This is a genomic window from Microbacterium sp. EG9 (assembly GCF_059759475.1).
In genome coordinates this window covers 2,231,103-2,245,862 of the sequence record NZ_CM186217.1, presented here as the reverse complement: position 1 = coordinate 2,245,862, position 14,760 = coordinate 2,231,103, and the positions used below count along the sequence as shown (strand labels likewise).

General features: G+C 70.7%; 12 protein-coding genes. 8 read left to right on the top strand and 4 right to left on the bottom strand.

Annotated features, from left to right (window positions below; all coding sequences use genetic code 11):
• Positions 1-132: 132 nt before the first annotated feature.
• On the bottom strand, positions 133-822 hold the full coding sequence (locus AC6CQV_RS10580) for a YqaJ viral recombinase family protein (RefSeq protein WP_198553677.1): 690 nt from the start codon (positions 820-822) through the stop codon (positions 133-135).
• A gap of 321 nt (positions 823-1,143) precedes the next feature.
• Between AC6CQV_RS10580 and rplJ the strand changes: the two genes are divergently transcribed.
• Positions 1,144-1,632, top strand: a complete 489-nt coding sequence (gene rplJ, locus AC6CQV_RS10575) for a 50S ribosomal protein L10 (protein WP_060959206.1) — start codon at positions 1,144-1,146, stop codon at positions 1,630-1,632.
• A 50-nt stretch (positions 1,633-1,682) separates the two neighbouring features.
• Positions 1,683-2,066: a 50S ribosomal protein L7/L12 gene (gene rplL, locus AC6CQV_RS10570; RefSeq protein ID WP_060959205.1), complete on the top strand. Its 384-nt coding sequence runs from the start codon at positions 1,683-1,685 to the stop codon at positions 2,064-2,066.
• Positions 2,067-2,140: 74 nt separating this feature from the next.
• Here the strand turns inward: rplL and AC6CQV_RS10565 are convergent, their stop codons facing one another.
• Positions 2,141-3,160, bottom strand: a complete 1,020-nt coding sequence (locus AC6CQV_RS10565; protein WP_101305757.1) for a LacI family DNA-binding transcriptional regulator — start codon at positions 3,158-3,160, stop codon at positions 2,141-2,143.
• Positions 3,161-3,385: 225 nt separating this feature from the next.
• On the opposite strand from AC6CQV_RS10565, the gene AC6CQV_RS10560 reads away from it, so the two are divergent.
• The 5 genes from AC6CQV_RS10560 (at position 3,386) to AC6CQV_RS10540 (ending at position 11,787) form a co-directional block, all read left to right on the top strand.
• Positions 3,386-4,720, top strand: coding sequence for an ABC transporter substrate-binding protein (locus AC6CQV_RS10560; RefSeq protein WP_060959203.1), 1,335 nt, complete (start codon positions 3,386-3,388; stop codon positions 4,718-4,720).
• 117 nt (positions 4,721-4,837) lie between these two features.
• Positions 4,838-6,184, top strand: coding sequence for a carbohydrate ABC transporter permease (locus AC6CQV_RS10555; protein ID WP_060959202.1), 1,347 nt, complete (start codon positions 4,838-4,840; stop codon positions 6,182-6,184).
• The gene (locus AC6CQV_RS10550; protein ID WP_060959201.1) at positions 6,181-7,158 is read left to right on the top strand and encodes a carbohydrate ABC transporter permease; all 978 of its coding nucleotides are present in this window, start codon (positions 6,181-6,183) and stop codon (positions 7,156-7,158) included. The genes AC6CQV_RS10555 and AC6CQV_RS10550 overlap by 4 nt, the downstream gene beginning before the upstream one ends.
• Before the next feature lie 78 nt (positions 7,159-7,236).
• Complete coding sequence (locus AC6CQV_RS10545; protein ID WP_498259438.1) at positions 7,237-10,104, top strand: HAD-IC family P-type ATPase; 2,868 nt, start codon at positions 7,237-7,239, stop codon at positions 10,102-10,104.
• A 12-nt stretch (positions 10,105-10,116) separates the two neighbouring features.
• Positions 10,117-11,787: an amidohydrolase gene (locus AC6CQV_RS10540; RefSeq protein ID WP_498259437.1), complete on the top strand. Its 1,671-nt coding sequence runs from the start codon at positions 10,117-10,119 to the stop codon at positions 11,785-11,787.
• Positions 11,788-11,791: 4 nt separating this feature from the next.
• Here AC6CQV_RS10540 and AC6CQV_RS10535 read toward each other — a convergent pair whose 3' ends face one another.
• Positions 11,792-12,466: a DUF305 domain-containing protein gene (locus tag AC6CQV_RS10535; RefSeq protein ID WP_498259436.1), complete on the bottom strand. Its 675-nt coding sequence runs from the start codon at positions 12,464-12,466 to the stop codon at positions 11,792-11,794.
• Positions 12,463-13,179 (bottom strand): thioredoxin-like domain-containing protein, encoded by a 717-nt coding sequence (locus AC6CQV_RS10530; protein ID WP_060959198.1) that lies wholly within the window; start codon positions 13,177-13,179, stop codon positions 12,463-12,465. The genes AC6CQV_RS10535 and AC6CQV_RS10530 overlap by 4 nt, the downstream gene beginning before the upstream one ends.
• Before the next feature lie 240 nt (positions 13,180-13,419).
• Here AC6CQV_RS10530 and AC6CQV_RS10525 point away from each other — a divergent pair, with 240 nt between their 5' ends.
• Positions 13,420-14,760, top strand: a complete 1,341-nt coding sequence (locus AC6CQV_RS10525; RefSeq protein WP_374198328.1) for a multidrug effflux MFS transporter — start codon at positions 13,420-13,422, stop codon at positions 14,758-14,760.

Genomic DNA, 14,760 nt, shown 5'->3' with positions numbered 1-14,760 from the left:
TCGCCGGGGGCGACGGGATGGTTGATCTCAGTCAACGTTTGAGCTGGGTCAACTATATGAGCAACGTTGACCTGCGTCAACTATTCCCGACCCGGCTCTGCCCGTGCCGAGGCCCCGGCATCCGGCGGGCGGTCAGTCGGCGAGGGCGAGGGCGCGGAACGGCTCGCGGGCGCGCGGTGCGGCGGCATCGGCCGGCGCCGCACCGGCCCGGCGCGCGGTGGTGCGGCGGTAGAGCTCGTCGATCAGCTCGGTCGCGAGGCGCACGAGGTTGCCGATCTCCCGCTCGTCGCGGTCGACCCAGGCGCACCGGGGCTCGTCGCCGACGGGCACGAACCCGTCGTGCTCCTCCCACACGACCAGGGTGCGCTCGGCGCCCAGCACGTGCTGCTGCCACCACACCTGACGCAGGTAGGTGCGGGGGATCGAGCGCCACGTCTTGTTCGTGGTCTTGATCTCCGCGAGCACGACGCGACCGTCCTGATCGACCGTGATGCCGTCGGGGGTCGCGAGGTGGCGCTTCTCGACGACGGCGTGGAAGAGGGCCGACGAGGGGTGGATGCCGTGCGTCGCCGCGACCCAGGCGGCGATCTCTGGCTCGCGGCGACGTCCGTGGTCGGTGTACGCGTTGCCCGAGAAGCCGCGCCCGGCGCCGAGCTTGGCGTCGGCCGCGCGCGCGATGGCGGCGGGACTCGTCAGCTGAGCGACATCCGTCGCGGTGATGCCGCGCGAGCGGGCGCGCATCCAGCCCACGCGGTCGCGCGAGTCGGCGACGATGCGGGAGGCCAGTTCCGGAGCGATGCGTGCGAAGGCCTCCGGAGTCATGACATCGAGGCTAACCCGCGCCGTCGACAGCCGGGCCCCGCGACACCCGCGCCGCCCGGATTTGGCGACGGTGCCGGCGTCGCCTATGCTGGGGGAAGCCAAAGACCGCTGGTCTCGGCGTGCGCGCAAGCGGATGCCGACGAAGCTCTGCATCGCAGGGGCCCGCGCAGGTGTCACAGACAGTACCGGGAAACCGGACACGAAGCTCCGTGCGCTTGCGCCGGAGCTTTTTCTCGTTGTGCGGGGTCCGTATCGCAGGACAGCCGGTCGAGGCCGACGCTCCGCCACCGCGGGGTGTCACGTTCACATCAAGGAGTGACCATGGCGCAGAAGGATGCATCGGTCGCCGAGCTCACGAAGAACTTCGAGAACTCGACTGCCGTTCTGCTGACCGAGTACCGCGGTCTGACGGTCGCCCAGCTCAAGCAGCTGCGCAACAGCATCCGTCAGGACGCGAGCTACGCCGTGGTGAAGAACACGCTGACCAAGATCGCCGCGAACAACGCGGGGATCACGGCGCTGGACGAGGACCTCAAGGGCCCCTCGGCCGTCGCGTTCGTGCACGGCGACTTCGTCGCCACCGCGAAGGCTCTGCGTGACTTCGCCAAGGCCAACCCGCTTCTCGTGATCAAGGGCGGCGTCTTCGAGGGCAACGCCCTGAGCGCCGACGAGGTCAACAAGTACGCCTCCCTGGAGAGCCGTGAGGTTCTGCTGGCGAAGGCGGCGGGCATGATGAAGGCGACGATGGGCAAGGCTGCGGCCACCATCGACGCGCTTCGCGAAAAGCTGGAGACCGCCGAGGCCGCGTAAGCGACCGGCGAGCTCTTTCCCATACACCCCACCCATCTAGGAGATACATCATGGCGAAGCTCACCACTGAGGAGCTGCTCGAGCAGTTTGCCGGCCTGACCCTCGTCGAGCTCAGCGAGTTCGTGAAGGCGTTCGAGGAGAAGTTCGACGTCACCGCTGCCGCCCCCGTCGCCGTTGCCGGCGCCGCGGGTGCCGCGGGTGGCGCCGAAGAGGTCGAGGAGAAGGACTCCTTCGACGTCATCCTCGAGGCCGCCGGCGACAAGAAGATCCAGGTCATCAAGACGGTCCGCGAGCTCACCTCGCTCGGCCTCGGCGAGGCCAAGGCCGTCGTCGACGGTGCCCCCAAGGCCGTGCTCGAGGGCGCGAACAAGGAGACCGCCGAGAAGGCGAAGGCTGCCCTCGAGGAGGCCGGCGCTTCGGTGACCATCAAGTAATCAGCTCTTCTCGAAGAACTGCAGCGAAGACCCCCGGGCTCGGCCCGGGGGTCTTCCGCGTCCGCGCGGCGCGCTCAGACCCGCTCGACGCCGTCGCTGATCGGGGCCGTGGAGCTGCGCACGACGAGCCGGGCGGGAAGACGCAGCTCGGTGCGCGCGCGGCCCGGCTCGGCGATCTCGGACAGCAGCACGCCCACGGCGGCCCGGCCCTGTTCCCGCGGCACCTGCTGGAGCGTGGTGAGGGCGAACATGTCGGCGAACTCGTGGTCGTCGATCCCCACGACGCTCAGCGCCGACGGCACCTGGATGCCGAGGCGACGGGCCGCGATGATCGCGCCGATCGCCACCTCGTCGCAGACGCCCACGATGGCGGTCGGGCGGCGGCGCGTGTCGCTGAGCAGATCGGCGGAGGCGGCGTAGCCGTCGGGCAGCGTCACCTCGGAGTGCGCGTGCCGGGCGAACTGCGACAGGCCCGCCTCGCGCATCGCGTGGCGGTAGCCGGCGAGCCGCTCCTGGTCGACGTGCGCCCAGTGGCTCTCGGGAGCGCCGCCCACGAACGCGATGTCGCGATGGCCGAGGGCGATGAGGTGCTCGGTGGCCCGCCGCGCCGCATCCGCGTCGTCCACCGCGACGACGCTGGTCAGCTCGCTCGAGCCGACGACGCTGACGATCGGGCGGTCGATGCGCGTCAGACGCTCGAGCTCGTGGTCCACCGGTTCCAGGCCCACCGCGATCAGACCGTCGAACCTCTTGCGCGCCAGGAAGTCGTCGAAGATCCGGGCGCGCCCGTCGGTGCCGGGCTTCGCGTCGTACAGGGTGAGGTCGAGGCCGCGTTCCAGCAGCGCCTGCTGGATGCCCTCGAGCACCTCGGCGAAGAACCAGCGGTTGACGTAGGGCATGACGACGCCGACGTTCTGCGTGCGGCCCGTCGCGAGTCCGACGGCCCCGGCGGACGGGACGTAGCCCAGCTCGGCGGCCGCCGCGCGCACCCGCGACTTCGTGCTCTCGGATACGTAGCCGGCGCCGCTCAGGGCACGACTGGCGGTGGCCTTCGAAACGCCCGCGTGGGCGGCGACCTCCGCTATGCCCGCCATCGGCGCTCCTCCTCGAGCTGATCGATCGTCTTTCTCACGGTTCAGTATGGAACCGGTTGCTCTCATCTTCGTGGCGGCGCGTTCCGCGCGATAGTTGTCGTTATCGGGTTGTGACAATCGCTGCCTTGTGTCGTGGGAGCGTGTCCAATAGCTTTGCCTGGAATCGGTTCCGGGAAGGAACCGTGTGCACAGGAATCATCCGAGCACTCAATGAGGAGGAATCACATGGGGATGTCACGGCGGCGCTGGATTGCGCCTCTTGCCGTCATGGGCGTGGCGGCGTTCGCTCTCGCCGGCTGCGCCGAAGGCGGCAGCAGCGGCGGCAGCACAGGGGGATCGGCAGCGGCCGGGGGCACCGTGCGGATCGCGGGCGGTATCACCGGCTCTGAGGCCGACGCCCTCCAGAAGGTCTTCGACGACTGGAGCAAGACCAGCGGGGTCACCGTGGAGTACACGGGCGACAAGAGCTTCGAGGCCAACATCGTCACGAAGGTGACCGGTGGCGATGCTCCCGACATCGCGATCGTGCCGCAGCCGGGTCTGCTGAAGACCCTCGTCGGCACGGGCGACGTGAAGGCGGCACCGAAGGCCGTCGAAGACAACGTCGACGCCAACTGGTCGCCCGACTGGAAGAAGTACGGCACGATCGACGGCACGTTCTACTCGGCGCCGATGCTCGCCAACATCAAGGGCTACGTCTGGTACTCGCCGGCGAAGTTCAAGGAGTGGGGCGTCGAGATCCCGAAGACGTGGGACGAGCTGCTCACGCTGACCAAGACGATCCAGGAGAAGACCGGGGCGGCGCCCTGGTGCGCCGGCTTCGAGTCCGGCGGCGCGTCGGGCTGGCCCGGCACCGACTGGGTCGAGGACCTCGTGCTGCGCCAGTCGGGTCCCGACGTGTACGACCAGTGGGTCGACGGCACCGTGAAGTTCACGGACAAGCCGATCTCCGACGCGTTCACCGCGGTCGGCGACATCCTGCTGAACCCGTCGTACGTCAACGCCGGCTACGGCGACGTCAAGAGCATCAACAGCACCGCGTTCGGTGACGTCGCGGCGAAGGTGGCGGACGGCTCCTGCCCGATGACCCACCAGGCGTCGTTCCTCACGGCCAACTTCCTGACCGTGAAGACGGCATCGGGTGAGACCCCGAAGGTCGCGCCCGACGGTGACGTCTACGCCTTCGTGCTCCCCGGCTACAAGGAGGGCTCGGCCACGATCGAGGTCGGTGGCGAGTTCGTCGCCGGCTTCTCCGACAGCGAGGCCACGCAGAAGGTGCTCGAGTTCATGTCCAGCCCCGAGTTCGCCGACGCCCGCGTCAGCGAGGGCGGCGCCATCTCGGCCAACCTCAAGGCGGACCCGAGCAAGGCTTCGAGCGAGTTCCTCACCGAGGCGATGAAGCTGCTGCAGGACCCGAACACCACGGTCCGCTTCGACGCGTCGGACCTCATGCCCGCCACTGTCGGCTCCGGCTCGTTCTGGAAGGGCATGGTCGACTGGATCGACGGCAAGGACCAGGCCACGGTCCTCAGCGACATCCAGGCCGGCTACAACAACTAGTCACACCCACCGCGTGACACCGCGGGCGGGATGCCGAGGCCTCGGCATCCCGCCCGCGGTGCCCGCCCTCGTCGTCACCCACGTCCCGCGTCCGCCGAAGCACACGGAGGCTCATCGATGTCCGCAACAACCACCGCGCCCGCGCGATCCCAGACGGATGCCCCGAAGCCTCCGCCGGGCCGGCGCCGCGCCTTCTCTCCCCGCGTCACCGCGGGTATCGCGACCGGCGCGCTCGTCGTCGTCCTCGCGCTCGTCGTCCTGCTGCTGCTGAGCGCACCCGTCGAGGATCCCGCCAAGATCGTCATCCCGGGCGTCTCGCTCACCGCGTTCTTCCAGTGGCTCGGCGTCATGGGGCCGATCGTCCAGATCCCGATCATCCTGATCGTCTTCGGTGCGGTCGTCGGCGTGCTCCTGCTGCTGATCGAGTACGCGCCGCGCCCCGGTCGCCTCTACTTCTGGATCCGCCTCGTCGCGTGCTTCGCCATCCCGGTGATCGCGCTGATGCTGCTGCGGCCCTACGCGAACGCGTTCATCTACGTGCTCGGCATCGCCCTCGTCTCCGGCGGCGCGCTGTTCGTGCTGGACTACCGTGCGCGCAAGGGCGCCGGCTACCTCTTCCAGCTCGTGCTGTTCGCCGCTCCCGCGGCGGTGCTGCTGCTGATCGGTCTCATCTACCCGTTCATCGCCACGTTCGTGCAGTCGTTCTACGACAAGACGGGCGCCGAGTTCGTGGGCTTCGAGAACTACGTGTGGGTGTTCACGCAGCCGGAAGGCACGTGGTCGGTGATCAACACCGTCATCTGGGTGCTGATCTGCCCCACCATCGCCACGATCGTCGGGCTCGCCTACGCGGTGTTCATCGACCGTGCCGCGGGGGAGCGGTTCCTGAAGGTGCTCATCTTCATGCCGTTCGCCATCTCGTTCGTGGGCGCCGGCATCATCTGGAAGTTCATGTACGACTACCGGCAGGGCGATCAGCTGGGTCTGCTCAACGCGATCATCACGGCTTTCGGGGGCGACCCCGTCGCCTGGCTGAGCGTGACGCCCCTGATCAACAGCCTGCTGCTGATGGTGGTGTTCATCTGGAGTCAGACGGGCCTCGCCATGGTCATCCTGTCGGCGGCCATCAAGGCGGTCCCGCCGGAGCAGATGGAAGCCGCCGAGCTCGACGGCGCGAACGCCTGGGACAGGTTCCGCAACGTCACGGTGCCCGGCATCCGCTCGTCGATCGTCGTCGTGGTGACCACCGTGGCCATCGCGGCGCTGAAGATCTACGACATCGTCGCGGTCATGACCGGCGGTCGCGCCAACACCTCGGTGCTCGCCTTCGAGATGGTCAACCAGCAGCAGCGCTTCCAGAGCTACGGCCACGCGGCGGCGCTGGCGGTCGTGCTGTTCATCTTCGTCACGCCGCTGATCGTCTTCAACATCATCCAGATCCGCAAGCAGAGGGAGATCCGATGAGCACCGGCGTCGACGTCATCGAGCCCGTCACCGACACCCGTTCGGCACGGCAGGTCTCCCGCGACACGCGCAAGCACGAGGCGATGGCGCGCAAGCGCCTGTCGTCGAAGGGCGCGACGATCGCGGCACTCATCATCGCGATCTTCTGGACCATCCCCACGTTCGGCCTGTTCGTCACGTCGTTCCGCCCCGGATCGGACGTGCAGAGCACCGGCTGGTGGACGGTGTTCACCGACCCGTCGTTCACGCTGGAGAACTACCAGAAGGCGCTGACCTCCGGCGGCACCGCGCTGACGCTGGGGGAGTCGTTCCTCAACTCGCTGGCGATCACGATCCCGGTCGTCTTCTTCGCCCTCGCGGTCGCCTCGCTGCTGGCCTACGCGTTCGCGTGGATCGACTTCAAGGGTCGCAACCTCGCCTTCATCGCGGTGTTCGCGTTGCAGATCGTGCCGCTGCAGATGGCTCTCGTGCCGCTGCTGAGCCTGTTCTCCCGCGGCATGACGATCGGCGACGTGACCGTCTTCCCGGCCCTCGACCTCCGCGGGCTCGAGCACAGCTTCGCGACGGTCTGGATCGCGCACACGATCTTCGCCCTGCCGCTGGCGGTGTTCCTGCTGCACAACTTCATCGCGGAGATCCCCAGCGAGGTCATCGAGGCGGCGCGGGTGGACGGCGCCGGACACGGGCAGATCTTCTTCCGGATGATCCTGCCGCTGGCCGCGCCCGCGCTGGCGTCCTTCGCGGTCCTCGAGTTCATCTGGGTGTGGAACGACCTGCTCGTCGCGACGATCTTCGCGCCGTCGTCGTCGCTGCCGATCACCCAGTCGTTGAACTCGCTGTCGGGCACGTGGGGCGACCAGTGGTTCCTGCAGGCCGCCGGTACGTTCATCTCGATCATCGTGCCGCTGGTCGTGTTCTTCGCCCTGCAGCGCTTCTTCGTGCGGGGGCTCCTCGCGGGGGCGACGAAGGGCTGATCGTTCGGCACCGCCCTTCGGGGGAGCGGCGCGGAACTCGTGGGGACACGAGCCGCGCCGCTCCTTTAGTGTGAAGCCATGACCAGCCCCGCGCAGGACGTCGGCGTCGAGCTCGAAGAGGTGGATCCGGCCGTCGGCCTCCGCGCCGACGAGGTCGCCGCGCGCATCGCGGACGGGCGCTCCAACGCCTATCGGGCCGAGACGAGCCGCAGCGCCGCCAGCATCGTGCGCGCGAACGTGTTCACCCTCTTCAACGGCATCGTCTTCGCGTGCTTCGGCATCCTGTTCGCCCTCGGCCGCTGGCAGGACGCCCTCTTCGGCTTCGCGGCGGTGGCCAACGCCGTCATCGGCTCGGTGCAGGAGTTCCGCGCGAAGGCCGCGCTCGACAAGCTCGCACTGCTCAACGCCGCCGCCGCGCGCGTGCGCCGCGACGGGACCGAGCAGGAGGTGGCGCAGACGGAGGTGGTGCTGGGCGACATCCTGGTGCTGCGCGCCGGCGACCAGGTGCCGGCCGATGCCCGGATCGTGGGCTCGCGCGGCCTGCAGATCGACGAGTCGATGCTGACCGGCGAGTCGGATGCCGTGGACAAGCGCCTCGGCGACGAAGCGCTGTCCGGGTCGATCGTCGTCGGCGGCGACGGCGACGCGCAGGTCATCCGCGTCGGGGCCGACGCCTACGCGAACGCGTTCGCCGACGAGGCGAAGCGGTTCTCGCTGGTGGGCTCCGAACTGCGCGACTCGATCAACCGCGTGCTCACCTGGGTCGGGTGGGGGATCGGCCCGATCGGACTGCTCGTGTTGAACGCCCAGATGCAGGTCGCGGGCGGCTGGCGCGTCGCGTGGGAGACCGGCTCGTGGGTGCAGGCGGTGGTGAACACGATCGCCTCGCTCACCGCGATGATCCCGCTCGGGCTCGTGCTGATGACGTCGATCACCTTCGCGGTGGGCGCCGCACGCTTGGCCGCCCGACAGGTGCTCGTCAACGAGCTGCCCGCCGTGGAGGGCCTCGCCCGGGTCGACGTCATCTGCCTGGACAAGACGGGCACGCTCACCGAGGGCGAGATCGTCTACGACGACGCGTTCCTGCTCGACGAGGTCGACGGCTGGCGCCGCACGCTGGGCTGGTACGGCGCCGCGCCCGACGCCAACGCGACCGCACGCACCCTGCGCGAGCCGTTCGCCGCCGAAGCCGCCGCGCGCCCCCGCGTGGCGGCGGAGACCATCGCGTTCTCGTCGGCCCGCAAATGGAGCGCCGTCTCGTTCGACGCCGACGGCGACGCCGCCGGCACGTGGGTGCTCGGTGCGCCGGAGATGGTGTTCGGCGCGGCCGCGAGCGACGTCGCCGACCCGCTCGGCTCCGCGGTGGTCGCGCGCGCCTCCACCGGCCGCCGCACCCTCGTGCTCGCGTATGCGGCGAGCGTGCTCAGCGCCGACGACGCCGAGCACGAGCGACTGCCCGAGGGGCTCGAGCCCGTGGCGGTGCTGACCTTCCGCGAGAAGGTGCGCGCCGACGCCGCCCAGACGCTCGAGTACTTCCGCGCCCAGGGGGTCGGCATCCGCATCATCTCCGGCGACAACCCGCGCACGGTCGCGGCTATCGCGCGCGAGGTCGGCGTGGATGCCGCGGAGGGTTACGACGCCCGCGAGCTCCCCGACGACGACGCCGCGCTCGCCGAGGTGCTGGAGCAGCACACCGTCTTCGGTCGGGTGAGCCCCGATCAGAAGAAGCGGATGGTCGTCGCGCTGCAGTCGAACGGGCACACCGTCGCCATGACCGGCGACGGGGTCAACGACGCGCTCGCGATCAAGACGGCCGACATCGGCATCGCGATGAACTCGGGCGCCGCGGCCACGAAGGCCGTCGCCCGCCTCGTGCTGCTCGACGGGCGCTTCTCGCACCTTCCCGACGTCGTCGCCGAGGGGCGGCAGGTGATCGCGAACATCGAGCGCGTCTCGATGCTGTTCCTGACCAAGACCACGTACGCGACGCTGCTGGCGCTGCTCTTCGGGCTCCTGCTGCTCGAGTTCCCCTTCCTGCCGCGCCAGCTGTCCATCACCGATGGGCTGACGATCGGCATCCCCGCCTTCTTCCTCGCCCTGATGCCGAACGCGCAGCGCTACATCCCCGGGTTCCTGCGTCGCTCGCTGAGCTTCGCGATCCCGACCGGGGTCATCGTGGCGCTGACCCTCACCGCGTACACGCTCGTCGTCCGCGGCGCGGGCATCGAGGTCGACGAGCTGCGCACGGGCGCCACCATCATCCTCGCCGTCGTCGGCATCTGGATCCTCGCCGTGCTCAGCCGCCCGCTCAACCGCTACAAGGGCGCCGTCGTCGGGGGGATGTTCGTCGCCCTCGTCGTCATCTTCTCCGTCGCGCTGTCGCGGTCGTTCTTCCTGCTGGTCGATCCCGGCCAGGTCACCGCGGTCGTGGTGACCGGCGCGTGCGTGGCCGCGATCGTGCTGATCGAGGTCGTGCGCGCGATCCAGCGCCGCTACGTCGCGCGCGCCCTCGCCGATGCGGCTCCGGCGCATGCCGTCTCGCACACGCGGGAGGTCTCGCGTCCGGTGCCGGTCACGATCGCCGTCGCGCTGGTCTACCTCGGTGGTCTGGCCAGCGCCATGTTCGGCATCCTGTTCCTGCTCAGCCGCTACGACGTGCCGGGGTCGATGGTGATGAGCGTGTCGCTGATCGGCGTCGGGATCGTGCTGTTCGGCCTGCTGTCCGTGGCCGCCGCGTCGGGACTGGCCCGGGGCAGCGGGCTGTCGCGGCTGTTCGTGAGCGTGCTCGCCCTGGCGCTGATCGCGCTGCAGGCGTGGAGCCTCGCGGTCGACCACGACTGGGACGGGTGGTCGCTCGCCCAGATCGCCGTCCACGCGCTCGTGCTCGCCGCGCTGTGGGCGCCTCCCGCGCACCGCTTCTTCCGGCCCGTGCTCCACGCGAGCTGAGAGAGGATCGACATGAGCGAGCTCATCGTGACCGGCGGAGCGGTGTTCGACGGCGTGGAGCGCATCGACGCAGAGGCCGTGGGCGTGCGCGATGGCGTCATCGTCGCCGTCGGCGCGCGCGACGAGGTGCGCCGCGGGCTGCCGCACGCCGACGAGCTGGATGCCGCGGGCGGTCTCATCGCGCCCTCCTTCGCCGATGCGCACGTGCACCTCGGCCTCGTCGCCCTGGAGGGCCTCGACTGCACCCTCGACGACACCGGCTCGGAGCGGGGATGCCTCGAACGCATCCGCGCGCACGCCGAGGCGCTCGCCGACCCGCAGGCGTGGGTGCGCGGAGGCGGCTGGCGCGCCGAGTGGTTCGCCGGCGGCACGCCCTCGCGCGCGGCGCTGGACGCCGTCGTGCCCGACCGTCCGGTGCTGCTGCTCGACAGCGACCGGCACGGCGCGTGGGCCAACTCGCGCGCCCTCGCCCTCGCCGGGATCGACCGGACCACGCCCGACCCGCCCGACGGGCGCATCGTGCGGGATGCCGACGGCGAGCCGCAGGGCACCCTGAGAGAGGGCGCCGTCGACCTGGTGGGCCGCATCGCCCCGCAGCCGGGTCCCGACGCGCTCGCCCCCGGCATCCGGACGGCCGCCGACCATCTGCTCTCCCTCGGCGTGACGGGCTGGCAGGAGGCGGCGCTCGCCTCGTTCGGCAGCATCCCGGACTTCACCGACGCGTACCTCCTCGCGCTCGCCGCGGGCATGCGCGGGCGCCCCACCGGTGCGGTCTGGGTGCCGCGGGACCTGACGGTCGACGCCGTCGCGGAATTCGTCGCCGGCCTGCGGGAGCGCGCCGATCGAGCGGATGCCACGGGTTTCTCCACCCGCACGGCCAAGCTCATGCTCGACGGCATCGTCGAGTCGAAGACGGCCGCACTTCGCGGGGGCTACCCGGACGGATCGCGCGGGCTCAGCTACTTCCCCGACGCGGTCGTCCACGCCGTCGTCGCGCAGGTGAACGCGGCCGGCATCCCGGTGCACGTGCACGCCATCGGCGACGCCGCGGTCGCCCAGGCGCTGGACGCCTTCGCCGCGGCGGGGCCCGCACCCCACGGCGTGCGCAACCACGTCGCGCACGTGCAGGTCATCGATCCCGCCGACGTCCCGCGGTTCGCCGCGACCGGGACGACCGTCAACGCGCAGGCGCTCTGGGCGTGCCGCAGCGAGGTGATGCGCACCGTCACCGCTCCGCTGCTCGGTCCGCAGCGCAGCGCGTGGCAGTTCCCGTTCGGGTCGCTGTGGCGCTCGGGCGCGGCGCTGGCGATGGGATCGGACTGGCCCGTGTCGGCGCCCGATCCGTGGGCCGCGATCGGCGTCGCCGTCACGCGGAGGGAGGCGGACCATCCCGACGTCGACCCGCTGGGCGCCGACGAGTCCCTGCCGCTGGCGGTGGCCCTCGCGGCGTACACGAGCGGCTCGCACGCGCTCATCGGCGACGGGGCGGCGGGCCGGATCCGCGTCGGCGCCGCCGCCGACCTGGCGATCGCCGACCGTGACCCGTTCGCCGGCGCCGACGACGAGATCGCCCGTACCCGCAACGCTTGGACGATCGCGGCCGGGCACGTCATCGACGCGCGGCGGCACTCCGGCGCCGCCTCCGCCGACGTCTCGGCGCAGGCCTGTCCCGCCTGCGCCTGAGGTCTCAGCCGGTGCAGCCCAGGCCGGCGCGCAGCGAGGTCATCAGGTCGATCTCGGCGGACTGGGTGTCGATCACGCCCTGGGCCACCGTGAGCGCACGCGGCTCGTGTCCGAGCTGCAGCAGCGCCTGAGCCATGGGCAGCGCCCCCTGGTGGTGGCGGATCATCAGCCCCAGGAACGTGCAGTCCGCCGCGGTGCCCGTCTGCGCGCGCAGCGCGGCGAGCTCGTCCGCACTGGCCATACCCATCTGCGTCATCAGCTCGGCCTCGGACGGGCGGGCCGCACCCGTGCCGGCGTGCTGGTGCGAGGTGTCCGCGGCATCCATCCAGCCCATCAGCGGGCCGCCCGCCTGCGGCAGCCCCCACTTCACGAGCCAGTCGTAGAACTCGCCCTTCTGCGCCGACTGTGTCGTGGCGATGTCGTAGGCGAGCACGCGCACGTCGTCGTTGCGGGTCGTGCGGTAGATGTCCATCGCCATCTCGACGGCCTGACCGTGGTGCACCTGCATGTCGCGGGCGAACCCCGCCTCGGGCGAGTCGGATGCGGGGGCCGCCGCGGCCGCCGCGGCGCCGAACGTGGAGAATCGTCCGATCGCGAAGGCGAGGCCCGCGATCGCGAGGGCGACGATGAGCACCGCCCACCAGGGCGGCAGGGCGCGCGTCGAGGCTGGGGCGGTCACGACCGCTTGCCGGGACCGTCGATCGCGCCGGTGCACGCGGCGCCGGGCTCGGGCACGTTCTGGTTGCGCCAGTACTCCTCGAAGAAGGTCGGGATGCGGCTGTCGGTCGCGCTGTCGAGCTTCAGCTGCGCGTTCCAGGCGCTGAGCACGATGGGGGTCGGCAGCCCCTCGTACGGCGAGAGGATGACGTACGTCGACGGCAGCTGGGCCTTGAGTGCGTCGAGGTCGGCGCCGCTGACCTGGGTGGCGTCGTAGGTGACCCAGACCGCGCCGTGCTCGAGCGAGTGCACCGCGTTCTCGTTGGTCTGCGGCTGGTCGTAGATGCCGCAGTTGAGCCAGTACTGGTTGTGGGGGCCGCCGGCGGGCGGGTTCTGGGGATAGTCGACGGTGCCCGCGACGTGCTGCGTCTCGTTGGTGAAGGTCTCGACGCCCTCGATCGTCGCGCCCGTCCCACCGGCCTGGTAGGTCGCGGCGCGCGGGGCGAAGACGATCGAGGCCGCGATCACCGCGACGACCGCGACGGCGGCGACGCTGCCGACGACCCACCAGGTGAGGCGGCTGCGCCGGCGTCGCGCGAGCTGTCGCTGGTACTCGGCCAGCTTCTCCTGCTTCTGCTGCTCACGCTGCTGCTTGACGGTGAGCTCGATCTTGGCCTGCGTCGCGGGGTTGCCGCTGGCGCGCTTGCCGCGGGGGGTGGAGGGCGTCGGGGTCATGGAGAGGTCCTCGGCTCGGGGGCGGGCGGGGCCGGTCCGGGAGGGAGCGACCTTTCGATCGTATGCGCACGCATGACTTCGAGTCTGGGGAAAAGGTTAGGATCGGAACCGGCTCGAATCGTTTCGAGTCCTCATCGCCGATGTCGTCCCGCCTCGCTCGGCGCCGCGACACCTCCTCGGCCGCCGCGGCGGGCCTCGCCCGCCCCCGCCCGCTCCGCCCCGCCCTTCGCCCCCACCCGTCTGGAAACCGTGCGCGACAACCCCGCTTCCCGCCCCGCCTCCGCCGCCGCCGAGCGCACCGCCACCGGTGCGATCCGCACGTTGGGCCCGCATCCCGCGACGGCGCCCGTCGTCCTGCACCCGGGAGATGCGATCTCCACGCCGCGACGCGTGGTCTACATCATCCTGCTCGGCGCTCTCACGGCCCTCGGGCCGTTCACGATCGACCTGTACCTGCCGGCCTTCCCGACGCTGCAGGCCGACTTCCGCACCTCCGCGGCCGCGATCCAGCTGACCCTGACCGGCACCATGGTGGGCTTCGCGCTGGGCCAGCTGATCGTCGGGCCGCTCAGCGACAAGGTCGGGCGCCGCCTGCCCCTGCTCGCCGTCACGGCGCTGCACGTCGTGGCGAGCGTCGCGGCCGCGCTGGCCCCCGACCTGACGCTGCTCGCGATCGCCCGGGTGTTCATGGGCGTCGGCGCCGCGGCGGGCGGCGTCGTGGCCATGGCGATCGTGCGCGACCTGTTCGGCGGGCGCCGGCTGGTCGTCATGCTGAGCCGGCTCGCCCTCGTCTCCGGCGCGGCGCCCGTCGTCGCGCCGCTGATCGGATCGGCGCTGCTCACGGTCATGCCCTGGCGCGGCATCTTCGTGGTGCTCGCCGTGTACGGCGCCGTCATGCTCGTGGCGGCGATCGCGCTCGTGCCGGAGACCCTGCCCGCGGCACGACGCCGCGAGCGCGGAGCGACCACGGTGCTGCAGCGCTACCGAGCCGTGTTCAGCGACCGGGTGTTCGTGGGCGTGCTGATCATCGGCGGCATGTCGTTCAGCGGTCTGTTCTCCTACCTCTCCTCCTCGTCGTTCCTCTTCCAGGAGACCTACGGCTTCGACGCCCAGCAATACGGCCTGCTATTCGCAGCCAACTCGCTCGGTCTGGTCATCGGCGTCCAGGTGGCCGCACGGCTGGCGGCGCGCTTCGGACCGCAATGGGTGCTCGCCGTCTCGACCGGCGTGCTGGTGCTCGCGGCCGTGGCGATCATCGTCCTCGACCAGCTCGGGCTCGGACTCTGGGGCACGATGGTGCCGCTGTTCGTCTTCATGACGGCGTGCGGGTTCACCTTCCCCTGCGTCCAGGTGCTCGCACTCGACCGGCACGGCAAGGCGGCCGGCACCGCGGCATCCATCCTCGGAGCGACCAACTTCGGCGTCGCGGGGCTCATCTCGCCGATCGTCGGCTGGGTGGCCAAGGATGCCGGGATCACCGCGACCACCATGGCCTCGGTGATGGTCGGCTGCGCGCTCATCGGCTGCACCGCGCTGTGGGCGATCGTGCGGCCGTGGACGGTCGCGCGCCTCACGCCGTAG

What these genes read in the sequence shown, in the direction of transcription:
- AC6CQV_RS10555 (WP_060959202.1), top strand. Translation starts at nt 4,838, where the DNA reads ATGTCCGCAACAACCACCGCGCCCGCGCGATCCCAGACGGATGCCCCG.
- AC6CQV_RS10560 (WP_060959203.1), top strand. Translation starts at nt 3,386, where the DNA reads ATGGGGATGTCACGGCGGCGCTGGATTGCGCCTCTTGCCGTCATGGGC.
- rplJ (WP_060959206.1), top strand. Translation starts at nt 1,144, where the DNA reads ATGGCGCAGAAGGATGCATCGGTCGCCGAGCTCACGAAGAACTTCGAG.
- AC6CQV_RS10540 (WP_498259437.1), top strand. Translation starts at nt 10,117, where the DNA reads ATGAGCGAGCTCATCGTGACCGGCGGAGCGGTGTTCGACGGCGTGGAG.
- AC6CQV_RS10565 (WP_101305757.1), bottom strand. Translation starts at nt 3,160, where the DNA reads ATGGCGGGCATAGCGGAGGTCGCCGCCCACGCGGGCGTTTCGAAGGCC.
- AC6CQV_RS10580 (WP_198553677.1), bottom strand. Translation starts at nt 822, where the DNA reads ATGACTCCGGAGGCCTTCGCACGCATCGCTCCGGAACTGGCCTCCCGC.
- AC6CQV_RS10545 (WP_498259438.1), top strand. Translation starts at nt 7,237, where the DNA reads ATGACCAGCCCCGCGCAGGACGTCGGCGTCGAGCTCGAAGAGGTGGAT.
- AC6CQV_RS10550 (WP_060959201.1), top strand. Translation starts at nt 6,181, where the DNA reads ATGAGCACCGGCGTCGACGTCATCGAGCCCGTCACCGACACCCGTTCG.
- AC6CQV_RS10530 (WP_060959198.1), bottom strand. Translation starts at nt 13,179, where the DNA reads ATGACCCCGACGCCCTCCACCCCCCGCGGCAAGCGCGCCAGCGGCAAC.
- rplL (WP_060959205.1), top strand. Translation starts at nt 1,683, where the DNA reads ATGGCGAAGCTCACCACTGAGGAGCTGCTCGAGCAGTTTGCCGGCCTG.